This is a genomic window from Stenotrophomonas sp. STEN240 (assembly GCF_056756175.1).
Genome location: NZ_JBRRBO010000055.1, coordinates 1 through 26489 on the forward strand (window position 1 = coordinate 1; position 26489 = coordinate 26489).

Consider the following 26489-nt stretch of genomic DNA (forward strand, 5'->3'; position numbering starts at 1 on the left):
GCTCGGCATGGGGCATTACCGGTAACGCCTCTGCCGAGCATGGCTCGGCACTACATTGGGTTTGCTGGTAACGCCTCTGCCGAGCATGGCTCGGCACTACAGGTGAGACGAAATGCCGAGCATGGCTCGGCACTACATTCCCGCCCTTGCGCCGAAGGCGCAAGGGCGGGCAACACGTCAGCGCTTCTTGCCGGCTTCGGCACCCAACCAACGGTCGAGCCAGTCTTCACTTTCGGCCAGCATGGTCATGATCGATTCGCGTGCACGGTAACCATGCGATTCGTTCGGCAGCATCACCAGCCGCGAGGTGCCGCCCAAGCCCTTCACCGCCGCGAACATGCGCTCGCTCTGGATCGGGAAAGTGCCGGAGTTGTTGTCCTCAACGCCATGGATGAACAGGATCGGGTCCTTGATCTTGTCGGCGTAGTTGAACGGCGACATCTTCTGGTACACGTCCTGTGCCTGCCAGTAGTTGCGCTCCTCGGCCTGGAAGCCGAACGGCGTCAGCGTGCGATTGTAGGCACCCGAACGCGCGATACCGGCCTTGAACAGACGCGTATGCGCCAGCAGGTTGGCGGTCATGAAAGCACCGTAGGAATGGCCACCCACGGCAATGCGCTCGCGGTCGCCGACACCGCGCTTCACCACTTCGTCCACCGCTGCCTGCGCACTGGCGACCAGCTGCTGCACATAGGTATCGTTCGGCTCGGTATCGCCCTCACCGATGATCGGCATGGTCGGGTTGTTCAGCACCACATAACCCTTGGCCAGGAAAGCCTGCGGCCCCCAGTAGCTGATGGCGTTGAAGCGGTACTGCGAGCCGCTGACCTGGCTGGCATCGGCGGCGGATTTGAACTCGGCCGGGTAGGCCCACATCAGCAGCGGGCGCGGGCCATCCTTCTTGGGGTCGTAACCGGGCGGCAGCAACAGATCGGCAGTGAGCTCGACACCATCGTTGCGCTTGTAGCGGATCTGCTCCTTCTTCACTCCACGCAGGGCTGGCAGCGGGTGCGCGAAATGGGTGAGTTCGATCGGCTTGGCATCGGCCGCCAGACCACGCGCGTACAGATTGGCCGGCACGTCGTTGGACTCACGGTAGGTGAGGATGCGGCCATCCTCGCCTTCAATGATGCTCAACGGCATTTCGTAATACGGTGCCTGCGACTGGAACAGACGCTCGCTCTTGCCGCCGGCCAGATCAACGCGATCCAGAAATGGGCGATCGCCTTCGGCCGATGCACCTTCACCAACACGGTAGAAACCGTTGCCATCAGCGGTGAGCTGCAGGCGCGAACGCCCGGCGCTGTCCATCTGCATCAGCGGCTCGCCCGGGTCGCTGTAGCGGTCATCTTCCGAACGCTGCACCAGCAGTGTCGCAGCCTGGTCGAGATGATCCGGCGCTATCTTCCATTGCTTCATCTGGCGGTTCTTCCACCAGTACTCATCCAGCAGCGCCAACTCGCCGTTGGCCCAGGTAGCACCGGCATAGCGCGAGCCCAGCTGCGCCAACGTCACCGGCGGCTTTTCGAAGGGCGCGGTCTGCATCAGTACCGCATCGCGCACCTTGGCCTCGCGTGAGGGATCGCCGCCATCCTGCGCTTCGGCCCATACCAGGGTTGCCGGGGCATCGGCGCGCCAGCTGATCGAACGCACGCCGGTGGGCACGGCATCGTTGCCGGTCGGCAGGCCATCCACCAGCGGCAGACGCGCCACCGTATTCACCAGCTTGCCCTGCGCATCCAGCACCTCGATATGGCGCGGGAAGCGGCTGACCGGCACCGCATAGGAGAACGGCCGCTGCACGCGCTGGCTCAACAGGTAGCTGCCATCCGGCGAGGCCGACAGGCCAAGGTAGATACCCACAGCGCCCACCGGCTTGCTGTCACCGCTGATCGACACCCGTACCGGCTGCGCCTGCATGTAATACGCGAACAACCGCGCGTCGTCTTCGTTCTTCAGCAGATCCTGATAGGTACGTACCGAACGCACGCCCTGCCCGGCTTCGGTCTGCTGCACCGCCGGCCCGGTGGGGACGCCGTCGCCCTGCGGCGGGGCGCCCTGCCCTGCCGGACGCTGCAGCACCAGCAACGCGTCGCTGCCCGGCAGCCAGCTGTAGCCGTTGCCGACGATGCTGTTCAGCCGCTCGGCGATGCGCCGTGCATTGCCGGTCTGCACATCCACCAGCCACAACTCGTTGCTGCCCGTAGCCGGATCCAACTGGTTGAAGGCCAGGTATTTCTGGTCCGGCGACCACGCCAGCGAGGCCACCGACAAGGGCTGCGGCAAGCCGGTGATCTGCCGTTCCTTGCCGTCGCTGGTGGACGCCAGCCAAAGCTTGCTGCCGAACGAGAAGCGGCTGTCGGACACGGTCTTGGGGTTGATGCGCAGCCCGGCCAGCTTCAGCTCCGGGGCCGCCACCTGGGCGATGGACGGCAGCGCCGGGGTCTGCAGCAGCGCGGTCAGGTCACGCTTGGGCGACAGGTACAGGCTGGGCGCGCGCGGGGCGTCAACCACCGCCTGCAGCGCCGCTGACGGCAGGCGGTAGCCCTCACCCTGCTGCGCCCCCTTCTGCACCGGCGGGGCCAGCGCCATGACCGGCGGAACCGCCAACAACAGGCCGGCGCACAGCACCAGAACCGCAGAAGTACGGCGACGGCGGCGGGAAGTCAGATTCATGGCGCATTCCTATTGGACGGAAACAATCCCCCAACTTAACAATCCCCATCGCCGCTGGCCCCTGCCGTTGGTTGGGCCAGCGGCGCGGGCGCCTTGGCGCGATATAATGGCCGGCCCGTTCCGAGGGGCGCTGCGACCGTTGGGTGGACCCGTCCACTACAGCCCGTGTTCTTGCACGGACTTCCCAAACGGCCAGGCTCGGACGGCTTTCACGCAACAACGGCGCCCGGCGAACGCGAGCTTGCTCGCACCACACCGGAGCTATAAATGAACGCTGTTGCCACTACCTTCTCGCAGGAAGGTGATTACAAGATCCGCGATATCTCGCTGTCCGATTGGGGCCGCAAGGAACTGGACATCGCCGAGCACGAAATGCCGGGCCTGATGTCGATCCGCCGCAAGCACGCCGCTACGCTGCCGCTGAAGGGCGTGCGCGTGACCGGTTCGCTGCACATGACCATCCAGACCGCCGTGCTGATCGAAACGCTGAAGGACATCGGCGCCGAAGTGCGTTGGGCTTCGTGCAACATCTTCTCGACCCAGGACCACGCTGCCGCCGCGATTGCCGCCACCGGCACGCCGGTGTTCGCATGGAAGGGCGAGTCGCTGGAAGAATATTGGGACTGCACCCTGGACGCGCTGACCTTCACCCTGGCCGACGGCACCCTGACCGGTCCGGAGCTGGTGGTCGATGACGGCGGCGACGTCACCCTGCTGATCCACAAGGGCTATGAGCTCGAGAACGGCAGCAACTGGGTCAACGAAGCTGCTGCCTCGCACGAAGAACAGGTCATCAAGAACCTGCTCAAGCGCGTTGCCGTCGAGCGCCCGGGTTACTGGGCGCGCGTGGTCAAGGATTGGAAGGGCGTCTCCGAAGAGACCACCACCGGCGTGCACCGCCTGTACCAGCTGGCCCAGGCCGGCACCCTGCTGATCCCGGCGATCAACGTCAACGACTCGGTCACCAAGAGCAAGTTCGACAACCTGTACGGCTGCCGCGAGTCGCTGGCCGATGGCCTGAAGCGCGCGATGGACGTGATGCTGGCCGGCAAGGTTGCCGTGGTCTGCGGCTACGGCGACGTGGGCAAGGGCTGCGCTGCTTCGCTGCGTGCCTACGGCGCGCGCGTGGTGGTCACCGAAATCGACCCGATCTGCGCCCTGCAGGCGGCGATGGAAGGCTTCGAGGTCAACACCATCGAATCCACCCTGGGCCGTGCTGACCTGTACGTCACCACCACCGGCAACAAGGACATCATCCGCATCGAGCACCTGAGCGCGATGAAGGACCAGGCCATCGTCTGCAACATCGGCCACTTCGACAATGAGATCCAGGTCGATGCGCTGGTGGGCTACAAGGGCGTGCAGCACGTCAACATCAAGCCGCAGGTGGACAAGTACATCTTCCCGAACGGCAACGCGATCTTCCTGCTGGCCGAAGGCCGCCTGGTCAACCTGGGCTGCGCCACCGGCCACCCGAGCTTCGTGATGTCCAACTCGTTCGCCAACCAGACGCTCGCACAGATCGACCTGTGGGCGAACAAGGACAGCTACGAGAACAAGGTGTACCTGCTGCCGAAGAAGCTGGACGAAGAAGTTGCCCGCCTGCACCTGGAAAAGATCGGCGTCAAGCTGACCACCCTCAGCCAGGAACAGGCCGACTACATCGGCGTGCCGGTCGACGGCCCGTTCAAGCCGGACCATTACCGCTACTGATCGGTAAAGCCTTTGCTTGAGCCCCTCTCCCGTTCACGGGAGAGGGGTTGGGGTGAGGGCAGCTTTTGGCGTGTAAGGCCCCTGCCGAGCATGGCTCGGCACTACAGATGGAGCCCCTCTCGCGAACGGGTTCTTGAGCCCTTCTCCCGTTCACGGGAGAGGGGTTGGGGTGAGGGCAAGCTTCAAAGCTTCAAAGAACGGGTGCCGCAAGGCGCCCGTTCTGCTTTTGGGTGTCTCCATTGCCGTCACCAAACGCCGCATCGCCGCCCTTCAGACGCACCTGAATCGCCAACACCCCGCGCTTGACGCATCATTGCCCGGCATCCTCCCTTTCAGGAAACGCCCATGAGCACCAGCGAGAAAGTCCAAGGCCCTGCATCGTACTTTCCGTCCATCGAAAAGACCTACGGCAAGCCGGTGAAGCATTGGCTGCAGTTGCTGGACACGGTCAAGGAAAAGAAGCACATGGAACAGGTCGCCTTTCTCAAGGAGCAACACAGCATCGGCCACGGTCATGCCAATGCATTGGTCGCTTACCAACGGGCGCAGAGCGGGGCCTGACAAGCCACGCATTGGGTATTGCAGGAACGCGCAACCTCGCAGCGATGAGTGCCTGCAAAATGCGCGAGCCTTTGGCAACACCGGCTTCGCGGCTTACGCCGCTCCCACAGAAGCGGCATTGCGGCGTACCGCGACATTTGCGTCTTTTGTAGGAGCGGCGTCAGCCGCGAAGCAGATAATCCATCAGATCGCACAGAATTCTGGAATTCCAGCAACACCGGCTTCGCGGCTGACGCCGCTCCCACAGAAGCGGCATTGCGACGTACCGCGACGTTTGCTTCTTTTGTAGGAGCGGCATCAGCCGCGAAGCAGATGGCCCGTCAGATCGCACAGAATTCTGGAATTTCAGCAACACCAGCTTCGCGGCTTACGCCGCTCCTACAGAAGCGGCATTGCGGCGGCACCGCGAAATTTTCTTCTTTTGTGGGAGCGGCATCAGCCGCGAAGCTGATACCCCATCAGATCGCAAAGAATTCTGGAATTCCAGCAACACCAGCTTCGCGGTTTACACCGCTCCCACAACACGAGGCACTCAGATCGCGCCCGGGCGCAGACGCAGGCTGCCCAGCACCTGGTCCCACAACCCAAGCGCCTGTGCGTCGTCGCGGAATGCTGGCGCCTGCGCCTTGTCGTCGGTCAGCAACTGCAGCGACAGGAACGGGAACTGCAGGGATTCCGCGCGCCCCTGTGATTCCCACAGGAAGGCATACATCCTGCGCCCGCCCTCTTCGGCACCGGCCAGTATTTCCTGCCCCTGGATAGGCCCGATATCGCGCTCGCCACGGCGCAGATTGCGCATTCGCGCTGCGGCGGCCGCGTACTCCGGCGGCAGATCGGAGGCGCGCTGCAATAGCGATTGATCCGGCTTGCCAGTGACATAGGACATCAGCGTCATGCGCGCGCCCGGATAGGCGCGCGGGCGCAGGCCGATGGTCATTTCCTCACTGTTGATGCGGTTGCCGGCAATGAAACCCGAATCAATGCAGAAACCCGCAGCGGTGGGAATGGTGTTGGGATCGCGGTAACTGATCCTCGGCCGCAATGCGCGGTAATTCTCGATGGCGGCGGGCAGTTTCGCAGCCTCGGTTTCGCCACTGACCAAATACTGCACGCTATGCGCAGGGTCCAGCACGTACAGTTCCTGGCGATGACCGGCGCGGCTGCTGTCGCTGACCCATGAAGTAACCAATACCGCATCGTCGTCAAAGCGGGTCTCACTCACCGACATGGACTCGCCACTGCGATGACGTGCAGCCTTCAGCGCCGCAATCCGCGCAGCAACGCGCTGGCGGAAGGCTTCTGCCGATACGCCGGTAGTCGTCTCCACCTTCTTGCGTGCATACACATAACCGGGTTGGACCGCAGTAGCGGCGGGCACATCCAGCAGGAATCGCCCAACACACAAAGTCTTCATTTCGCTTCCCCGTTGTATCGGTGCCGCGCCGGCAACGCCGCCCGAGGCAAAGGTCAGTAGTGTGGCAACCAGCAGGCTGCACAGCAGCGGCCGGCGCATCATCGCGTGCAACACCTCATGCCCAGTCCGCGCTCTGCGCAAACCGCACGGCGGCATAGAGGGTTGCCCAGCGGGTGCGCTCGTCGTTGTAGCTTCCTTGATGGTCATAGCCCTTTTTTCCTTTCAGCGCGTACTGCCCGGTGCCGAAACTGCCTTGGCGGAAACATCCTGTGACCTCAGCTTTGGGGGCGGCACCTGAACACGCCGGTACTGTGCCATCGCCTGGATTGGTGGGATCGGCGATTTCCAGCTTGATCACACCCACCGCGTCCTGCAGTTTGATCTTGCCGTTGTGGTTATCCGACACCGGCGTCACCGAATCCGCGCCGGTCATGCTGCCGCCGCTCCAGGCCAGATCACCCCAGGCAAGCTGTTTGGCGTCATCACCGTAATGCGCGAAGGTCGGCTTGTGGTATTTGCGCTCAATGTCCTTATGAAAATCCCGCACGCCTTCGATGTTGATCTGGAAACTGGTGCGCGGCGTAAGCGCGGGGCCATCTTCCTCTTCGCGTGCCGATGCGGCCGCCGGTGCCGGTGCGCTCGGATCGAGCAGGCCGGTATTGCCCTCGGGAACCAAGCCATACCATTTGGTGTTGAGGTAAATCTCGTTGTACGGATCTGCGCCAACCGGCAGACGCGCCCCCTTGTCACCAAGCTCCAGCCACGCCTTGCCTTCGTTGTAATCCGCAGCGGGCAGCAGCTCCAGACCGCCGGGTGAGCGGGCCAGGATCGCCACCACTTCACCGGCATCGCGGCCCAGAATGATGCTGGATGCACCGGTATAGCCAGCACGACAATGGTGGTACGTCGCCGCTGCGCCTGTCGCCGGCATCACGCCATGGGAGACGCCGAGCAACTTGCCGTAGTTCGACAGCTGCGATACCGCGCGCGCTACCAGGCCGCCCATTGAATGGGTAACCAGCAACACCTTCTGCGCGTTGATACCCCGCGTGGCGTAGTACGGCAGGATCACACTGTCGATGCGCGCGACAATATCCTGCGCCGAGAGGCGATTGCTCTGCAGCCAGTTGTAGCCGCCAGACCACACCTCGAAACGGTAGTGCGCCGCATGTTTGGCCTGCTCCAGCGTGAGTGCAGCGTTGCCGCCAACCATCTCGCCATACTCGGCCGGCGCGCGCGCACCCTCTTCGGCCCACCACGGCTGCAGCTTGCCAGCCGACATCAGATCATTGAGCTTGCGGTGCATCTCGGCCATGACCGGGTTGTAGGCCGAGCGCATCAACTGGCCCCAGCCGCGCTCGCGCGCCAGCGCCTCGGGAATCACATCTTCCGCATCCAGCGGGCCGCCATCGTCAACCTCCGAGGTCAACGGGTTCAACAACCGCTGCCGCGTTGCGGCACCACGGAACAGGAACACGAACATCTGCCCGATCGCGCCGAGCACCGCACCCACGCCATCGGTATTGGGCGGCCGCCATACCGGATCGCCGGTGATCTTCGACTTCAGGTTGGTGCCCATGATGCCGGGCAGGAAGATGACCGGAATCACCGCATCGGTATCGGCCTCGACCACCTTGTCGCGCTTGTCCTTGACCTGGGTGAGCCGCGCTCGCGCAACCGGCCGCCCATCCTCGTCCCAGTCTCCGCTGGGCAGCACAACGTCCTGTTTCTCTTCCATGCGTCAGACCTTCCCCAGAATCTTGATGAGCACCTCATCGATGCCCTGCCCGCGCTGCCGTGGCAGGCGCCCATGCGCATCGGTAACAACTTCGCTGCGCCCGCCATCGCCGCGGGTGATCTGCACCCGCGTGTTGGGCATGGGCTCGCCCGTGGCCCGGTGCCACACCACGTACACATCATCGAACTGCGCCTCCGGCCAACTGTTCATCTCAGTGGACAAGTGGGTGGCACCGAGGAAGCTCTTCTTGCCCGCATGCACGGTGATCTTGCCGGGGCAGTTGAAGCTGATGTTGCCGCCTTCGATGGTGACACTGGCGCCACCGGTGGTGGCGATATGCACGGTCTTGCCCGCCGTCAACTCCACCACGCCCTGCGCACTTGCTGCGCGCAGCGCCTGCCGCGATTGCAGGCGCACTTCGTCGTGTTGCGCCTGCATGTTCAATTCATCGGTGCCGGCTACCACGCTCAAGGCATTGCCAGCGTCAGCGCCACCTTCCACCGCCGTGGCCAACATGCCGATGGCCTGGCCCGAGTGCAGGCGCGCATCGCCCATCACAACGGTATCGCTGTCGCCGCCGCTGGCCAGCAGCAGGCCTTCGCCGACCGACCAATGCAGGGCCTGCCCTGCCACCTGCGCGATGCCCGCAGGCGCGGCGAATCCCAGCAAGGGATCACCGCTATGCGGCACCCGGCCGTCGCCAGCCGAGGCTTGCCGTTGCCCGGCCTCGCCGCTTGCAGCTTGGTATTCCGCGCCCGGCACCGTGGTCTTGGCACTGGCCAGCATCGCCGCCAACGGTGCCTGATCGCCGATGATGGCCGAGCGGTCCTTGCCGCGCGCGCCTTCCTTCATCGCCAAAGCACTGGTCAGATGCGTGCGCGCCGCTTGATTGAAGCGCGTGCTCAGGCCCTGCAGCTGATTGAGCAAGGCCGCCGGTTGCACCGCTTCACCGGCCGGGCTGGTGCTGCGATGCGCGTAGGCACTGAACCAACCGCCTGCAGTTGCGCGCACTGCGCCCCAGGCATCACTACGCAATTCAAAACCGGTACCGCGCAGGCTGCCGAGGAAGTTGTCCGCTTGATGGCGCAGATGGCCAAGGCTCAACTGCGAGGTCTGCTGGCTGCTGGCCAACTGCACGCGCAGTTGTTGGTCACTGTCATCGAACAACAGATGATTGCTGCCCTCGCCGCCTTCCCATTCGCGCGAGCGGATGCCCCACACCGCGCCCGCGTTGCGATGCGCATCATCACCTGCGCCCGCCGCATGCCATGCCGGCGCGTGGCCACCGCTCAAATTGGCTTGCGCGCTGGGCGTGCCATCGCGCGCCTGTGCATACGCGCTGTTATCGGCATCGGCGCTGGCACCGGCAGGCGTGGGCGCAACGCCCGCTTCGCCACGGCCGTTGTAGAGCGCGCCCAACACGATGGGCCTGTCGATATCGCCATCAAGAAAACCGACCAGCACTTCCTGTCCGATGCGCGGCAGGAACTGCGCACCGACACCCGGGCCGGCATAGCGCTGAGCCACCCGCAACCACGTGGTGTCGCCCTGCTCGTCCTGGAAATGGAAACGCACCCGCACCCGGCCCAGGCTGTCTGCATGCACATCCTGGCTGTTGCCGCCCTGACCGGCGACAACCACCGCCGTCTGGTAACCCGGCACGGTGGGCCGTGGATTCAAGCGATGGCCGCTGCCATCCTGCAAGGCCGGCCGCCATGGCAAAGACCGTTCGGTCGCCTTGAATCGGTTGGCGTAGCCGGTTCTTTCCGCCTGTTGCCAAAGCCCGGCATTGCCGCCCGCCATCAGCGCAGCGCCAAGTGCTTCATCCATCGCCTGACGTGCATCCGTCGGCAGGTTGTTGATGCCGGCATGTTCCACCTCAACCAGCAGCAACTCGGGCGCGATCTCAAACGGCGCCTGCTGCACTTCAAGCCATGTCCCGGAAAGGAAACCCCGTACCGTGCCTTGACCTTGCCAGCTGCGGGCATGCACTTCATGCGCCTGCGCCTGCAGGCGCGCATACCAATCCGCCGCGCTGGCGTTGTTGAACGCATACGGGCCTACCGCGTCATAGCTTTCACGCTGGGAGGTGTTGCCACCACCATCCAAAGGCAGCTGCGCGCTGATGTTGCGCACCTGCCGGTAGTCGTCACTAAGCAGGCTCAGCCCAGTGCTGCCCAAGGTGCGGCGCCGGCCCAGCGTTTGGATGCTGTCTGTGGATTCGGTTGCATCACTGCGATGAAAGCGCACACCGGCCGCGGCGCTGCTGACGTCCTGCGGCAAGCCCAGGCTGTCGGCAAAGATTTCCATGCCGTTGCCACACGGTGCCTGTTCCTCAGAGTACAAGTGCCACCCCAGCCCTTCCTCGGCCAATAGCCGCTGCAGGAAGTCCAGGTCACTCTCGCGATACTGCACGCAGTAGCTGCGCACACGCGTCCCGATGAATTCGTCACAGCCCTCGGCCCAGCGCCAGTTGGCCAGGTCCGGATAGTCGGCGAGCACCGCGTCGACGATCTCGCGCACGCTCTTGTCCTGGAACACACGGCTGTGACGTGCATGCTGCAGCCACCAGGTCCACGAGCGCAGCGATAGCCGATAGCGAACCAGCCCACCATCGCTGCCCATCCGCTGCGCCTGCGCGATCAAGCCGCTACGTTGCTGCTCGCCACCATCGGCCATGCGCATCAGCAGCGTCGCCTGCGTACCCAGCAGCGCGTCCAGCGCGACACTCTGATCTGTGGACAACACATCCACATCCGTCTGCGCATGCGCAGACAGGCCATCGCGGCCCCACCAGCGTTCGACCATGCCCCCATCAAACCCAGAGCATCGCCATTGATACTGACGTTGTGAATCACTCGGCGCAGCCACCTGCGCCATCAGGCTATTCAGCTTATCCATGCCAACCCAATGCCATTCCCGCCCGCCATTCAGCAGACGCAATCAGATCCCCCAGTCCGAATCTATCAGAACTTTCCTATAGCCTGCGTTACGGGTTGGAGGGGCTGGATTGGGGGGAACAGCGGGAAATCTGCCGGAATCATTGGGATTTGCTGTACGCAAACAGCAGGGCATTTAGCCTGTTCACAATTGTGTTGCCAGCGAATCGCCGGCGATTTGAGCGACCAACATCACGTTTTCGCGACGACTAAGACAACCATTAAGTCACGTCGTACCACCGACCCAAGCTGGTGCAAGGTCAGCGGGTGCGTTGTACCGCCCACCAACAATCCGTCAGATAGCTACAGTTGTGTCTGGCCACCTCGACTAGGGATGCCCCATGCCGCTAGCAGAACCGAAGCAGCCAGTTTCAGCATTGGCTACGCCGGACATCTGTCGTTGACGTCCATGGCCCCAATCACCTCATGAGCATTTGATATCAAAAACTGCTCGCATTCTGCTGGTCACGCTCGAGCAGCGACTAGCCAGTTTCCAGCTGGCGAGCAAAAATTTGTACCTCAACTAGTAATGACCCACCCTCGGCGGCGCCTTGCTTCGATACCAATCCATGCACTCTGGATCACGCTTGCATGTTTCCGCGGGGGTCAGCAATCCGTCGGGGAAATTCAAATGGCCAGGGTAATAACCCGATGCATAAACCTTAATTTTCCGACCTGGAAAGAACGCCACCCACAAATAACCAGAGTGGATTAACGGATACGGGGGAACTTCAACTTCTTCTGTATGCAGAGCATTTTTATCGCGCACATACAGTGCGTCATCACTCCACTTTACTGTCACCTTCGTCCCTGGCTTCCAAGGATAGGGCAACGCAACGCTTCCCGCAGAACCATTGCCATTATTGTACGACTGAACCGCCCCACCCCAAGATCCATTTACATAGATTGATCCAATTGGCATATCTGTATAGTTCAAACCGGACAGACCAAGCCCAATCTCATCAGGAGGAAGTTCTTGCGAACCGGCGCCCTGCTCTCGACAAGAAGCGACACCTCCACATAAAACCAAAATTACAAATAAGCGCGACCCATTTTTAGAAACAAAACTCAGCAGACAACCAAATAAACGCGGAAAAATCGAAAACATACAACCTCCAAATTGCATCCGCATTTCCAATTTTCGAAGCAATAGTGACTTAAGAGCGACGCACCATGAAATAAACGCTACAGAAGACCACACACTAAAACTGAGAAATCCAGCGGAACTCCAAGCATGGCCACATTCTGCCCATCACAAATAATGCAGCCGCTCCAATTTTGGTTACTATCACCCATCTAATGTTGCCGACCGCGCGAACACAGAACCTCTCTCCGTGTCTCTACTGCGCCCGAACCAGCTTGCCAGAACCACGCACACAACCAATAACGCCGAAGTTCGAAGTGATGCATAGATCAGCACTGGGCGACCTCATCGTCACCAAGCAAGCAGTACAAACGATTTAGATCTTCCTCAAGAACTCGCCGACCAAAGAACTCAGCATCATTAGGATCGATCCAACGACTTCCAAGCTTCAGCTTCACCGTACTTCCCTCAGCCAAGATATAGAGCGGATCAAAGCAGTACGGAAACTCTGTTGACTCACTTGGCCGCTTGCTCAGTGTAATGAAAGTACTCTTTTCCAGCTGAGCTCGGTCTACTGGCATGCACATCGGCACACCAACAACCAGATCCCTGATTATCGGCGACGTACTTACTGAGAACATTTCAGGCGAGGCCATCATGCCCGGAAATATCGACACTACTGACCGCACACCGGCCGAACCATCCTTGAGTACGACCCAGCCTGTATTGTCATGCGACGTGCAACGGCAGTCACATATAACCAGAGTACTGGACGACGCGGCATCTCTTGCCACGGAAAGCGCCCCGTCCGGGCACAATGCAAACCCGATATCGCTATCCAATCTGGGCTCAGCACAGCCACTTCCGGCGCAAACTTCCGCCACCGGCGTTGCAACGTCAGTCGCAACCGGAACAGCCCCTGCACTTCGCCCGCAAGCCAATGCAAGAGAAGCCCAGCCGACAAATAACAAGACCCTTCGCAGCTGCATTCTTCGACATCCTTTTCTGTATCAACAAGCTCGCATCCAGCGCCATTCCACCTCGCGCAGGCTAATTGGCGGGGATATTACCCCTCTCGCGTTCTTCTTCGATCTGAAAAAATACCGGAATCCGGCCGACCTTTGGTGACCTGAACCCGTATTTGGACACTGCATATATTGGAGCCGACGATTGCTCTAAGCTTGCTGGTTGTTGCGCGGGCTTCTCTGGTTGCTTCTGACAACCTGTGAGCACGTTGACCAAAAGCAGCATCGATAAAAATAGAACCCTCATTTTCTATCCACCAAAAGTACTCATAGGGATTCCCACCACGACAGTGGACCAATCTCGTCAATGAATACATTCACAGCCTTCAACTCTCGCTCTGCTGGCTGAATTTCGGCAAAAAGTGCTTGCGCATCTGCCATATATCCCATCATGGCACCCCCTCCACCTCCACCGCCTAACGTGATCGAAGGCGCGGAATCGGATGCTCGCTTCCTAAGGCTTGCCTCTCTCTCACGAAGTACGCGCAACTGCCTTTCCAGATGCTTCTGCCGTTCTATCAACTGTTGTCTGGAAGCGGACGCGAGTCTTGGATAGTCCGCCCTGAACTCAGCGAAATTATCTTCGAACATCCCTCGCCAGCGAAGATATCCCCACAACGCATAGATCTCGCGACCGGACTCCTGAAGTGGAAGCGAGTCCTTTGAAACATCTCCTTCAATTTTTCCGGATAGTTTCAGTCGCGCTCGATAGCTCGCCAATGTAGCCTTCTCCTCGTCACTGAGGGGAGCTGGCCCAACTCTGGGCAACACTAACAAAGGAAGGCTTACGCCTCGCACTGCGTTCGCGACGGAGTTCAACCCTTGATTGGATTCATTCCACGCTTTCTCCTTCTTCAATAGCCTTTCTATCTCTGCCTTATTCTGTTGCTCCCAAACATCATCATCTTGTCCCAGTGGCTTGAACCAAGCTCGCGAATCGTGCACATGCAGGTCAAACAAGGAAACAATGTCGGCATGAAGTGCAGCATTGCTCTGCCAGGCATTCTTGATCTCGCGCCACATCTCGTACTTCTTGCGTGCAGCCAGCTCCTGTGCGTATGCGAGCTCCACCGTAGCCATGCCCGAATAATATGGACTGATGCTCGCGATCGTCCCGCCTGGAACGTCATCGAAGGTGGCCCAAGCTGGATGGAGATATCCTCCCAGCAAGCCGATCAACGAGTACGCCCCTCCACGAGCAACCAGAATGCCGGCATCATCGAGCATGCCCAGGTAGCCACCACTCAGCCAGGCACTTCCTCGAACGCGCTGCACTCCATCAATCTTCTCCAGCAACTCAGCTTCTTGCTTCAATTCTCGATCTGCACCAAGAATATCGACGCGATCCTGTGCCGAGCCCAGATTGATTTCTCCATGTTTTCCAAGCCGCAACTTACGCCATCTCAAGTAGAGCCGATACTGATCCTTCATCAGCTCGCGAGTGTTTTTGGCTCCGCTCTGACACTGCGCGATATACGCATTGAATCGCCTTACCAGCACAGGGGAGATCCGGAAAGATTTCTTTACCGTATCAGGAAGTGAGTTTATATCTCGCAAAGGCACGCCGGCTGCCAAGGACGCGCGATACATACGCGCTAAAGGCAACTGCGACAGCTTCTGGGCATCACCTTCACCTCTAGCCTGCTCATTGGGGGCGTAGCCTCCGCCCAGATCCGAATGCACACCTGGAAAGACTTCCTCGGTGACGTTGGGGCCACTGGCTAACTCCAATGGAAACGAACCTCGCACTTCGTGAGCGGCCACCAAATGCAGGCATCGCGTGACTATCGTTGCGTCCGGAATGCGCATATCCCTTCGTTGCGCCCAGCCACCGTGCCCGGTTGCCAGATCATCCAGTACACCTTGTGCGGCTCCCACGGACGCCACGGTATCGAACAGTCCCAGAAACTCAACCTTCATCGGCAGGCCGCAGACTGTCATTGGACCCGTTGGCTCATCGCATAGATCACGCAACCAATGTACGAACGTACGCGCTGCAGCAGCGCCACGGGAAAAACCGTAAACGTAGAGCCGGATGCCATCAATCTTCGGCAGCCTTGCAGGAATCAATGGTAGCAGCTTCTTGTGGAGAATATTGCGCCGCTCTGCAAGCTTACGTCGCCGACCGTCCGTATTTGTTGCACGCCAATGCGTACTAAATATGGACTGAAAAGACTGCTTCGCGCTAACAGCTCCTCGCGCACGCACATCCTCGGCCCCTTTTGGTTGAATAACCTTGCCACCAAGATGGAGCTGCATGCTAGGCAATGACATGTCTGTGCTCATACGTCGAACAGCCAATAGATCTTCCTCTCGCACGGAAAGCGAATCTCTAAACCAATGCCGATGCAAATTATTCTGCAACTGAAGCAGTGCCCAATTAATGCGGGCTTCGCCCCCCCATCCTGCGGCTGCACCAGCTACTGCATGCATTCCAATACCGGCATCACCAACTTCCTGCCTAAATTCAGTTCCGACACCGGGCACATAAGTACGATATCGATAGAAGTTACTCCCGTCATTATCCGGCCGGGCATCAAACGCCTGATAGAGCCTTGCGACGTTACTATGTGTCTCAAGCACCTCATCGTACTTCAAGTTATTGCGCGTACCGTCAAAAAAAAAGCCCATCTCCAAAGGCCGGCAACAGCCTAGCACTGCCGCAGAGGGTACCGCCATGCGAGCAGCCAAAGATCGCTCGGCAGCACTTAACTGAAGCGGATCCTCCGGACTAAATGAAGTAATTACACTCTGAGTCATTACAGCGTTCCTTGCCGTTACCGGATTAACTGATGAACTTATCTCTGTTCCAAAAGCTTCCTAAAGTTCGAACAATACTTTAGAAATAATTAGTAGCAGGATTCCCTATTATCGGGACGCTCCCTTATGCACGTTTTAGTAGGATCAATGAGGCCATCAGGAAAATCGGGATCCCCCGGACTCGCAAAGGTCGGAAACAACTTGACAGACCCATCGGGAAAGAACGCAATCCACAGCCAAGTCATGCGGCCAAGCCTATCTTTCTGGGGCACCTCTGGCACCATATCTCTATTGAACAACGCTTTCTCATCACTCTTGAATAGCGACTCATTCCGCCAGCGCACGTTTATTTTGTAGTTCGGATCGTAAAACGCCGGCGTATCTGCTGAGCCAGCCCCTGTGGAGGAACTGTGCTTTGGAACATTTGCTGCCCAAGAGCTCCCAACATAGACCTCGTCTATTTCCTCATCTGTGTAGTTCAGGAGACCGATTCCCATTGGCACCAGATCACCCGGCTTGTGATTGGGAGGCCATTGACCTATGGCGATCAGTCTTTCCCTCTCGAGCGCCTTTGCCCTCGACTCGCGACTCTCACACCCTGTTGGCCCGATCGAAAATACAGCGAGCAGAAAACCAAACCACCAGACATTACGGAAACTGGCTATTTTCAGCAGGCCCAAGTATCGACTCATGACAAATCACCCAAAGTACTGACGACAGAGAGACCTAAAAGGCAGTGCATGTTTCCTTCCTGTTGATACTTATGGCCATCGTTAGTAGCACACCCTTCATCGACTGTTGGAAATTCATCAACAGATCCACGCGATGTTCCATGGAGATTCGGCTCCGAAGAACTGGAAAGCGCGTCAGTAGCGGCGAGAATATTCATAGCAACCATCCTCGGGAATGCAGGGCGTCGTAGATCTTCTCCAATCCGCTTGAATCATGATCATCCCCGGACGAGCGCTCCAAAGAGCCAATACCAACAAGCTCATCTGCAATCGCATGACATTGCGCATACGAGATCCTCTGCGTGAACTCGCCATATACGTGCGCATGATCATGAATGAAGCCAAGCATCAGATCCGCAGTCATGACAACCTCGAATCGCGTCATCTGGCCTGGATTCAGCCGTAGCTTTGTCGGAGCGCCGATGGCACCACTCGGATTGTCGTCGCTGGAGAAACACACGGGCTCCCCTTTTCTATCGAAGCTCCACCATGCAGATAACCCCGTCATGACCTTCGCCCACTGCACCTCGTCAAGCACATCGCGCAACGCACGCAGCGCTCGAGTGTCTGCCCAACGCAGCAGAAAGATTTGGCCGTCGGCAGATCGCGCCTCAAGATGAGCACGCAAATGGGCCCTCATGGATTCGGGATCAAGAACTGCCCCTATGAAGCTCAGAGCAGGCACACCGGCGAGAGCCTCAGACAGCACGATCGCTTCATCTTTGCCCTGTATTCCTACTAGATACGGATCTACGCGTTCCATCCCCTCGCCATCGTAGAGCCCCTCGTAGAGACGCATCGGAGGACTAGAGAGCTTGCCTGCCAACGCACCCACAAGCTCCATTTCCATGGATGGGTCCATCAATGCATAGATGTAGGGACAGTTGCCTCGCAACTTTTCAATATGCTCTGCCATCTGACCAATGGCGGTCTCTGTTGGCTTGTCATACCAGTACATATGCATCTACCTATGCCGTCTTCTTTGCCAATGCACTGCCCGACTTGGCAGCCATCAACAGGCATTCCACACAGATGCTCTGCGGGAAATTTGGCAATGGATAGGCCTTCTGTACCGGCCCAACAAACGACTTCTTACCCGCATGCACCGTAATCGTGCCCGGGCAGTTGAACGTGATGTTCCCGCCCTCGATGGTTATGCTGGCGCCGCCCGAAGTGGCGATGTGGATCGTCTTGCCTGCAGCAAGCTCCACCACGCCCTGCGCGCTGGCTGCGCGTAGCGCCTGCCGCGATTGCAGGCGCACTTCGTCGTGTTGGGCCTGCACGTTCAATTCGCCGGTGCCGGCCACCACGCTCAATGCATTTCCGCCTTCAGCGCTGCCCTCTACCGCGCAGGCCAACATACCGATGGCCTGCCCGGCGTGCAGGCGGGCGTTGCCCATCACTGCGGTGTCGCTGTCGCCACCGCTGGCCAGCAGCAGGCCTTCGCCTACCGACCAGTGCAGGGCCTGCCCTGCGACGTGGACGATGCCTGCGGGTGCGGCAAAGCCCAGCAGCGGATCGCCGCTGTGGGGGACGCGGCCGCTGCCTGCTGTGGCCTGGCGCTGCGCGGCCTCGCCGCTGGCGGCGTCGAATGCCGTGCCGGCTACCGTGGTCCTGGCGCTGGCCAGCATTGCGGCCAGTGGTGCCTGATCCGGCACGATGCTTGAGCGCTCCTTGCCACGCGCGCCCTCCTTCATCACCAGCGTGCTGGTCAGGTGGGTGCGTGCGGCTTGGCTGAAACGGGTGCTCAGGCTTTGCAGTTGGTTGAGCAGGGCCGCCGGCTGCACGGCTTCGCCAGCCGGGGTGTCGCTGCGGTGCGCGTAGGCGCTGAACCATGCGCCGGAGCTGGCACGTACCGCGCCCCAGGCGTCGCTGCGCAGTTCAAAGCCGGTGCCGCGCAGGCTACCGAGGAAATTGTCGGCCTGGTGGCGCAGATGGCCAAGGCTCAGCTGCGAGGTCTGCTGGCTGCTGGCCAGCTGCACGCGCAGTTGTTGGTCACTGTCGTCGAACAGCAGGTGATTGCTGCCTTGGCCGCCTTCCCATTCGCGCGAGCGGATACCCCAGACAGCACCGGCATTGCGATGCGCCTCGTCGCCTGCGCCAACTGCATGCCATGCCGGGGCGTGGCCACCGCTCAGGTTGCCTTGGGCACTGGTAGCGCCATCGCGTGCCTGCCCGTAGGCGCTGCGATCGTCACTGGCGCTGGCACCCGCCGGCGTCGGGGCGATGCCAGCTTCGCCGCGTCCGTTATAGAGCGCGCCCAGCACGATGGGCCGGTCGATGTCGCCGTCCAGAAACCCCACTAGCACTTCCTGGCCGATGCGCGGCAGGAACTGCGCGCCGACACCCGGGCCGGCGTAACGCTGCGCAACGCGCAACCAAGTGGTATCGGCTTCGCCATTCTGGAAATGGAAGCAGACGCGGATACGGCCCATGCTGTCCGCGTGCACGTCCTGGCCCTTGCCGCCGTGCGATGCCACCACCCGTGCGGTCTGGTAGCCGGGCGCAGTGGGCCGGGGGTTAAGCCGCTGGCCGGTGCCGTCCACCAGCTCTGGCCGCCACGGCATCGCGCGCTCGGTGGCCTTGAATCGATTGGCGTAGCCCACTTTTTCGGCCTGCTGCCATAGCGCTGTATCCGCATCGGCTATGGGCGCCGTGCCCAGCGCAGCGTCCATCGACTGCCGGACATCGGTGGGCAGGTTGTTGATACCGGCGTGATCCACCTCGGTCAACAGCAGCTCCGGCGCTTCCGAAAACGGCGCCTGCTGTACCTGCAACCAGGTGCCGGATTGGAAGCCGCGTACCGTGCCCTGCCCCAACCAGGGGCGGCTGTGCACTTCATGCGCCTGCGCCTGCAGCTTGGCATACCACGCTGCTGTTGCAGCGCTGTTGAAAGCATAGGCACCGACCGCGTCGTAACTCTCACGCTGCGATTGCTCGCCGCCGCCCTCCAGCGGCAGCTGCGCGCTGACGCCGCGCACGGACCGGTAATCGTCACTGAGCAGGCTGATGCGGGTACTGCCCAGCGCACGCTGCCGTCCCAGCGTCTGAATGCTGTCGCTGGACTCGGTGGCATCACTGCGATGGAATCGCACGCCGACGCTGGCGCTGGCCGCATCCTGCGGCAGCGTCAAGCTGTCGGCGAAAATCTCCATGCCGTTGCCGCACGGGGCCTGCTCTTCCGGGTACAGACGCCACCCCAGCCCTTCCTCTGCCAGCAGCCGTTGCAGGAAGTCGAGGTCGCTCTCACGGTATTGCACGCAGTAGCTGCGCACACGCGAGGCAATGAAGTCATCGCAGCCCTCGGCCCAGCGCCAGTTCGCCAGATCCGGATAGTCCTCGAGGACACTGTCCACAATCTGTCGAACAGTCCTGTCCTGGAATACGCGGCTATGCCGCGCGTGCTGCAGCCACCAGGTCCAGGACTGCAATGACAAACGGTAGCGCACCAAGCCGCCATCGCTGCCAATGCGGCACGCCGACGCAATCAAACCGCTGCGGCGTTGCTCATCGCCTTGCGCGGTACGCATCAGCAAAACCGCCGGTTTGGCGATCAGCGCCTGCAGATCGATGCCCTGGTCGGTGGCAAGTACGTCCACTTCAGTGATGGCATGTGCGGACAAGGCATCGCGCCCCCGCCAACGTTCGACCACGTTGCTGCCAAAGTCGTCGCACTGCAATTGGTACTGCCGTTGTGCATTACCCAGCACAGCGACCTGCGCCATCAGGTTATTCAGCTTATCCATGCCTATTCCAGATGTGATGACTGTCTGCAATCTGCAGACACAAATCGGATTCCTTTCGCGGAATTTACCAGAAGTCGGCGGCGCAGGTTTTCACGGCGCCGGCATTACAGTCTCCGCCCTGCATCCCGGCCCATCCATAGCGGCGGCTGCCACCGCACAGGGGCAATGCGTTTGATTTCAACGGTTACCGATCAACTCGAAAGCCGCGAAAACACTCGCTGACGTGTTGTTTCCGTCATTAATCCGTTCAAAATCAAGATTCGTCTCGAATGTCCGAACATGCGTATGCTCCGGACAGCATCAGATGCATTGGACAGCCCATCTGCGCAGATCGCGCAGCGCCAGCGCAATTGAGCGATGATCGGTTGGTCATTATCTGGATTCAGCCGTACCCAGCACTTCATCCACCCGCGTTGCCCTGCACTACCACCGAGCCAAGGACCGCCACATGCAGTGGATTGATGATCTTGAAGTGGATGCCTGGAATACCGTGATTGAAGAACTTGTCTGGCATCTTCGCAATGGCCGCACGCCGACGGCGATAAGCCGCCAACGATTACCGGACCGCGGAATTGAGTTCCGCTTCAATGATGTCGCACCGGTGTTTCTGCCGGTGGAAGAGGATGCGTTTGAAAGCCACTGGAAGGAAGCCATCGCCATCATCGCGCGCTTCCCGCAGCTCAATGCGTTGCGCTTCCGCTGCAATATTTGATCTGTATTTCTGATCAGCGTGAATGCGCGGGCGTTGAGTTTTTTGCGAAGGCGCTCTCCCCTTTTCTACGCGGAAAGGAAGGAACGAAGCGATAGTGCCGAGCCATGCTCGGCAGAGGCTTTCCTGGTAGAGCCCTAGCCGAGCATGGCTCGGCTCTACACAGTCAAAAGCCAACCCCTCCCCAACCCTCCCGTTCGCTGCGCGAAAGGGAGGGGGCGAAGCGGTAGTGGCGCGCCCTGCTCGGCAGGGGGTTTCCCGGTAAGGCTTCAGCCGAGCCTGGCTCGGCTCTACACGGTCAAAAGCCCTCCCCTGCACATTTGGTGCAAGGGAGGGAGTTGATCAGACCAGGTCGGGATGCCGGTCGATCAAGGCCTGCTTGCGTCGCTCAAGGTTGGCGAGCTTGTCCTGCATGTCGTTGATCTCCACATCCAGCCCATCAACGCTGGCTTCGATATGGTCATACTGCTCCTGCAGCAGCTCGCGCGCTTCGCTACGGCTGCCCGCATTGGGCGTATCACCGCGCATCGGCTTGTTGGCCGTCTCATGCATGAAGTAAGCGGTTATCAAACCAATCACTGCCACCACCATCAGGTAGTACGCCGGCATCATCAGGTCACCGGTGGTTTCCACCAGCCATGCGGCAAGCGTCGGGGTTACACCGGCAACGATCACCGAGATATTGAACGCACTGGCCAGCGCGCTGTAACGCACGCGCGTCGGGAACATTGCCGGCAACGTTGAAGCCATCACGCCGATCAGGCAGTTCAGCAGCACTGCCAACAGCAACAAGCCAACGAAGATCCAGCCGGTGTTGCCGCTGGTAATCAGATGGAAGGCAGGGATCGCGGCGACCAACAAGCCCAGGCTGCCAGCCGCAATGAACGGCCGCCGGCCAATGCGGTCACTGGCCATGCCGACGAAGGGCTGCACGAACAACATGCCCACCATCACCACGATGATGATCAGCACACCGTGGTCTTCCGAGTAGTGCAGGTTGTGCGACAGATAGGTGGGCATATACGTCAGCAACATGTAGTAGGTGACGTTGGTGACCAGCACGATTCCCACGCAGACCAGCAGGGAACGCCAGTACTTGCTGACGATCTCGGTGAACGATATGCGCGGTGCACTGCCCACGGCATCCTGATCCTCCTTCTCCATGCGCTCCAACTGCTCGGTGAAGGCCGGTGTTTCTTCCGCCGCATGACGCAGGTACAGGCCAATCAGGCCCAACGGCGCTGCAAGGAAGAACGGAACTCGCCAGCCCCACTCCAGGAACTGCTGTTCACCGACGATGCTGCTCAACAACACCACCACACCGGCGCCAGAAACGAAGCCGATGATGGAGCCGAAATCCAGCCAACTGCTCAGGAAGCCGCGGCGCCGGTCAGGCGAGAACTCGGCAACGAAGACCGCAGCACCGGTGTACTCGCCGCCTACCGAAAAGCCCTGCGCCAGCTTGCACAGCAGCAGCAGGATCGGCGCAAGGATGCCGATGCTTTCATAGGAGGGAATCAAGCCGATGCAGAAGGTACTGATGGCCATCAGGATGATGGTTGCCGACAGCACTTTCTGCCGGCCGAATTTGTCCCCCATTACCCCAAAAAACACGCCGCCCAACGGACGCACCAGGAACGGCACCGAGAACGTACCCAACGCGGCAATGGTCTGCACACTGGGCGACGCATCGGGGAAAAACACTTTACCCAGCGCATAGGCAACAAAGCCGTACACACCGAAGTCGAACCACTCCATCGCGTTACCCAACGCGGCGGCAGTGACTGCTTTTTTTACTTTTGCCTTATCGATGACGGTGATGTCATCGATTTGCATCGGCTCATTGCGGATAGTGGATTCACCTGTAGACATGACAGGGCCAGTCCTCCCGTTACTGAGTGGTTTGCGTGCTTGGCCATGGCTTGCATGAGTTCGCGCAGGCCGTAATGCGCACGAAGGAATGCCCCACGGCAAGGCCATGGGAACGGTCAGGGACAGAAAAAACCGGGATCATCCCGGTAAGGCGTAGTGCCGGCTGTCCAAGCATCAACAGGCAGGTTGCCTGTGCGTAATCGCTGAATGATGCTGAGCCGGCGCATTCTACGCGAACAGCCGTTAAGGCTTGTTAAAGACGCGTTGACTGCAATGCAGACACACGCGTCATGCGCTTACGCATCAACGATGAATGCGAAACAGGGCACGCGATAGCAGCACGATCACACCCGTTGCGATGCAGCCCACGGCATAGCAGACAATGTCGCCCCACGAGAACGTATTGCCGATCACCGTATACATCACATCGCCACGCACATAACCCAAGCGCTCGGCGACATGGAAGTACTGTGCCATCTCGATGCCACAGGCGAAGACGAACACCGCCAGCAGCACCAGATAGTCATTGATGCGCAGCACGCTGCGGATCATTGCGTACAGCAGCACCACTACCAGTACATCGCCCAGATAGGCACGCACCCACGACACATGTGGCAGGCGCGTTGCGATGAAAACCTCCACCGCGAACACCAGCAGCGCCAGCGCAAGATGCCAAGGGCTCAAGCCGAATAGACGCGCGGGCTGACTGGACGTACGCAGCAGCGAATCAGCGCCAGTTTGCATTGGCACCCCAGAAATCCACCGCACGCGCATAGGCCGCACGGTCAATCGGCACGCCGGAGCCACCCTCTTCCACACCCAGCGCATTGCGCATCATGGTGATGGGCGCCATTGGGATTTCCTCGGCCGTAGCGGTGTAAAGGCAACCCACCACGCCCCAGTCCGCCTCGATCGGCGAACCTTCCTTCTGCAACTGCTCGCGGCTGTAGAGGATCACGACCAGATAGTCGGCCACGGCCGGCTCCACGCCTTCGAACCAGCGCACCAGCACCGGCAGCTCCTCGCGGCTGCGCGCCTCGTAACCGGAGCGCAGCAGATGGCGGTTCTGCTCGGTGATCGACACGGTCAGGCAGCGGGTGCTGGTCCAGTTCCGATAGACATGCAGTTTGCAGAACGGCGCATAGCCATCGAGCACCTTGTCGGCGGCATGCGCGTTCAAGTGCTGCTCGAACGCCTCGGCGCTGCAGTCCTGGATGGTATTGGCGCGAGGGGTGCGCGGAAACAAGCGGGTACGTGCAAACGGCGTCAGGTAGATGGACATCAGCGCTTCCAGCAAAGGATACCGATATTGTCGACGATCAACGCCAGGACCGGAACCGCCGCATCTGCCTGAGCGCTACCGCGCAACCACCATCAGTGCCAATCAGCCATGCGCCTGCGCTTCGCGCTCGGCCACATCCATCGACGGCGTGCGCCAGCCCGAATGCACGCCCCACAGGTAGAACACCACGCCGATCACCGCTACCAGCAGCAGATCCCAGCCGTAGCTGAGGTAGCCGGCGCCACCGAAGGCGGTACTGCCCGCCCACGACACCAGCGCCAGTAATGGCAAATAGCAGATCAGCCACAGCGCGCCTTTCAGCTGCCGGGAAAAATCATGCCAGCCGATCTTGCGCTGGTAGTAAACGTAGATCGGCAGGGCCACCACCATCAACAGGATGATTTCGCCGGTCAACGGCCAGCGCGCCCAGTACAGCAGTTCGGTGGCCATCACGAAAGCCACGCCCGCCAACAGCGGCAGTGCAATGATCCGCAGCGGACGATGCAGATTGGGCGCGGTGCGCCGCAGCGACATCACGCTGATCGGCCCGGTCATGTACGAGATCACCGTGGCTACCGAAATCACCGCCGCCAACGTGCCCCAGCCACGGAAGAAGAACAGGAACAGGAACGACACCGCCAGGTTCAACCACATCGCCGGGCGCGGCACGCCCCAGCGTGGATGGATGTTGCCCAACAGCTTGGGCGCGGTACCGTTCTGCTGCATGCCGTAGATCATGCGTGCGGTAGTGGCGGTATAGGTCATGCCGGTACCACTGGGGCTGACGAAAGCATCCACGTACAGCAGTACCGCCAGCCAATGCAGGTTGGCGATCAAGGCAAGTTGCGCGAAGGGCGAACGGAAATCGATGCCATGCCAACCGTGCTCGGCCAGCATCTGCGTCGGCACCGCGCCGATGTAAGCCACCTGCAGCAGCACGTAAACCACCGCTGCCAACAGGATGGAGCCCACCACTGCGAACGGAATGCTGCGGCCGGGATTACGCGCCTCGCCCGCCAGATTCACCGGGCTCTGGAAACCGTTGAAACTGAAAACGATGCCGGCGGTTGCGATGGCGGTAAGGATCGCCGAAAAATCCAGTATCGGCGTACCTGCGCCTTTCAAGCCAACCGAGAAATTCTCGGTATGGAAGCCACTGGCGATCAGCGCCACAGCCGTCAGCGTTGGCACGATCAACTTGAACAGAGTGATGATGCTGTTGGAGCGCGCGAACAGTTTCACGCTCCAGTAGTTGATCAGGAAGTAGACGACCACCAGCACCGCCGCGATGAGCAGACCGGCATGACTTAGCTCGCCCATGCCGCCGGGCTGCTGCACATACATGTTCTGCGCCCATTGCCACGGCCACGACGCCATGTATTGCACCGAGGCCTCGGCTTCCACCGGGATCACCGAGACGATGGCGATCCAGTTGGCCCAGGCAGCGATGAAACCCACCAGTGAGCCGTGCGAGTAATGGCTGTAACGCACCATGCCGCCGGATTCGGGGAACATCGCGCCGAGTTCGGCGTAGGTAAGGGCGATGGTGAGGATGATGGCCGCGCCCAGCACCCAGGCCCAGATCGCCCCCGGCCCGGCCAGGCCCGCCGCGCGCCATGCGCCAAACAGCCAACCGGAGCCGATGATCGAGCCCAAGCCGGTAAGCATCAGGGCAATGGGGCCGACGTCGCGGCGGATGGCGCTGGAGGCGTTCATGGTGGCTTTCCAGATAGGGCAACACCGGTACGGTGCTGGCGGCCGATCATCGCAAACCGGATGTTAAGCGGGGCGTCGTTTTCGGCAGAAGAATGTTGCAGCCAGAACCGGCACAGGTAGCGGATGTCCGCGGTTTATCGACATGCCGGCAACGGCAAAGCCAGGCGTCTTCATCTTCGCTGCGCGGTGTAGTGCCGAGCCATGCTCGGCAGAGGCGTCCCCGGCCATGCTGCAGTTACGACGCGAACCGCTGCTTCAACCTCCTGCAAAAAGCACCCCTCCCCAGCCCTCCCCTTCGCTACGCGAAAGGGAGGGGGCAACGCGGTAGTGCCGCGCATGGCTGGGCTGGGTTTTTCCCGCCATGCCCCCCGCCTCGCTTGGCTCGGCTCCACCCAGTCAAAAGCCAACCCCTCCCCAGCCCTCCCCTTCGCTACGCGAAAGGGAGGGGGCAAAGCGTAGTGCGGCGCCAAGAGCGGCAGGGGGGGTTCGTGTTTTTAACGAAAACAGCAAGGCTAGGCGGGAA

The 26489-nt window shown here is 60.4% G+C and carries 18 protein-coding genes and 1 riboswitch; of the genes, 4 read left to right on the forward strand and 14 right to left on the reverse strand.

Annotation, left to right across the window (positions count from 1 at the left end):
• Positions 1–177 precede the first annotated feature (177 nt).
• A complete protein-coding gene (locus ACVOKO_RS17345) occupies positions 178–2676 on the reverse strand; it encodes an alpha/beta hydrolase family protein (protein ID WP_346500247.1) in 2499 nt (832 codons plus the stop codon).
• 116 nt (positions 2677–2792) lie between these two features.
• A riboswitch (S-adenosyl-L-homocysteine riboswitch) is annotated at positions 2793–2911 on the forward strand.
• Between the two features lie 32 nt (positions 2912–2943).
• Between ACVOKO_RS17345 and ahcY the strand changes: the two genes are divergently transcribed.
• Together ahcY and ACVOKO_RS17355 are read left to right on the forward strand one after the other, a co-directional pair.
• Complete coding sequence (gene ahcY, locus ACVOKO_RS17350) at positions 2944–4389, forward strand: adenosylhomocysteinase (protein WP_346500249.1); 1446 nt, start codon at positions 2944–2946, stop codon at positions 4387–4389.
• Positions 4390–4734: 345 nt separating this feature from the next.
• On the forward strand, positions 4735–4950 hold the full coding sequence (locus ACVOKO_RS17355) for a DUF4287 domain-containing protein (protein WP_346500251.1): 216 nt from the start codon (positions 4735–4737) through the stop codon (positions 4948–4950).
• 532 nt (positions 4951–5482) lie between these two features.
• On the opposite strand, the gene ACVOKO_RS17360 is transcribed toward ACVOKO_RS17355, so the two are convergent.
• The 4 genes from ACVOKO_RS17360 to ACVOKO_RS17375 form a co-directional block, all read right to left on the reverse strand.
• Complete coding sequence (locus tag ACVOKO_RS17360; RefSeq protein ID WP_346500253.1) at positions 5483–6364, reverse strand: T6SS immunity protein Tli4 family protein; 882 nt, start codon at positions 6362–6364, stop codon at positions 5483–5485.
• Positions 6365–6479: 115 nt separating this feature from the next.
• The gene (locus ACVOKO_RS17365) at positions 6480–8102 is read right to left on the reverse strand and encodes an esterase/lipase family protein (protein ID WP_346500255.1); all 1623 of its coding nucleotides are present in this window, start codon (positions 8100–8102) and stop codon (positions 6480–6482) included.
• Between the two features lie 3 nt (positions 8103–8105).
• Positions 8106–11003 carry a type VI secretion system Vgr family protein gene (locus tag ACVOKO_RS17370; protein WP_346500257.1) on the reverse strand — a complete coding sequence of 966 codons (2898 nt, stop codon included), beginning with the start codon at positions 11001–11003 and terminating at the stop codon, positions 8106–8108.
• A gap of 561 nt (positions 11004–11564) precedes the next feature.
• A complete protein-coding gene (locus ACVOKO_RS17375; RefSeq protein WP_346500259.1) occupies positions 11565–12149 on the reverse strand; it encodes a DUF3304 domain-containing protein in 585 nt (194 codons plus the stop codon).
• A 555-nt stretch (positions 12150–12704) separates the two neighbouring features.
• Between ACVOKO_RS17375 and ACVOKO_RS17380 the strand changes: the two genes are divergently transcribed.
• On the forward strand, positions 12705–13253 hold the full coding sequence (locus ACVOKO_RS17380; protein WP_346500261.1) for a hypothetical protein: 549 nt from the start codon (positions 12705–12707) through the stop codon (positions 13251–13253).
• Positions 13254–13417: 164 nt separating this feature from the next.
• Here the strand turns inward: ACVOKO_RS17380 and ACVOKO_RS17385 are convergent, their stop codons facing one another.
• The 5 genes from ACVOKO_RS17385 to ACVOKO_RS17405 all read right to left on the reverse strand — a co-directional run bounded on the left by ACVOKO_RS17385 (position 13418) and on the right by ACVOKO_RS17405 (position 20387).
• Complete coding sequence (locus ACVOKO_RS17385) at positions 13418–15910, reverse strand: T6SS phospholipase effector Tle1-like catalytic domain-containing protein (protein WP_346500263.1); 2493 nt, start codon at positions 15908–15910, stop codon at positions 13418–13420.
• An 89-nt stretch (positions 15911–15999) separates the two neighbouring features.
• The gene (locus ACVOKO_RS17390) at positions 16000–16602 is read right to left on the reverse strand and encodes a DUF3304 domain-containing protein (RefSeq protein WP_346500265.1); all 603 of its coding nucleotides are present in this window, start codon (positions 16600–16602) and stop codon (positions 16000–16002) included.
• On the reverse strand, positions 16599–16799 hold the full coding sequence (locus ACVOKO_RS17395) for a hypothetical protein (protein ID WP_346500267.1): 201 nt from the start codon (positions 16797–16799) through the stop codon (positions 16599–16601). Before ACVOKO_RS17395 ends, ACVOKO_RS17390 begins: the two co-directional genes overlap by 4 nt.
• Positions 16796–17599, reverse strand: a complete 804-nt coding sequence (locus ACVOKO_RS17400; protein WP_346500269.1) for a DUF4123 domain-containing protein — start codon at positions 17597–17599, stop codon at positions 16796–16798. The genes ACVOKO_RS17395 and ACVOKO_RS17400 overlap by 4 nt, the downstream gene beginning before the upstream one ends.
• Positions 17600–17609: 10 nt before the next feature.
• Complete coding sequence (locus tag ACVOKO_RS17405; protein WP_346500271.1) at positions 17610–20387, reverse strand: type VI secretion system Vgr family protein; 2778 nt, start codon at positions 20385–20387, stop codon at positions 17610–17612.
• 448 nt (positions 20388–20835) lie between these two features.
• Here ACVOKO_RS17405 and ACVOKO_RS17410 point away from each other — a divergent pair, with 448 nt between their 5' ends.
• The gene (locus tag ACVOKO_RS17410) at positions 20836–21099 is read left to right on the forward strand and encodes a hypothetical protein (RefSeq protein WP_346500273.1); all 264 of its coding nucleotides are present in this window, start codon (positions 20836–20838) and stop codon (positions 21097–21099) included.
• 339 nt (positions 21100–21438) lie between these two features.
• Here ACVOKO_RS17410 and proP read toward each other — a convergent pair whose 3' ends face one another.
• From proP to ACVOKO_RS17430, 4 genes are all read right to left on the reverse strand, one after another.
• Positions 21439–22932, reverse strand: coding sequence for a glycine betaine/L-proline transporter ProP (proP, locus tag ACVOKO_RS17415; protein WP_346500275.1), 1494 nt, complete (start codon positions 22930–22932; stop codon positions 21439–21441).
• A gap of 339 nt (positions 22933–23271) precedes the next feature.
• The gene (locus ACVOKO_RS17420; RefSeq protein ID WP_346500277.1) at positions 23272–23712 is read right to left on the reverse strand and encodes a ribosomal maturation YjgA family protein; all 441 of its coding nucleotides are present in this window, start codon (positions 23710–23712) and stop codon (positions 23272–23274) included.
• Positions 23696–24250 carry a DUF3228 family protein gene (locus ACVOKO_RS17425; RefSeq protein WP_346500279.1) on the reverse strand — a complete coding sequence of 185 codons (555 nt, stop codon included), beginning with the start codon at positions 24248–24250 and terminating at the stop codon, positions 23696–23698. Before ACVOKO_RS17425 ends, ACVOKO_RS17420 begins: the two co-directional genes overlap by 17 nt.
• A 102-nt stretch (positions 24251–24352) precedes the next feature.
• Positions 24353–25966 (reverse strand): APC family permease, encoded by a 1614-nt coding sequence (locus tag ACVOKO_RS17430; RefSeq protein ID WP_346500281.1) that lies wholly within the window; start codon positions 25964–25966, stop codon positions 24353–24355.
• Between the last annotated feature and the right edge of the window lie 523 nt (positions 25967–26489).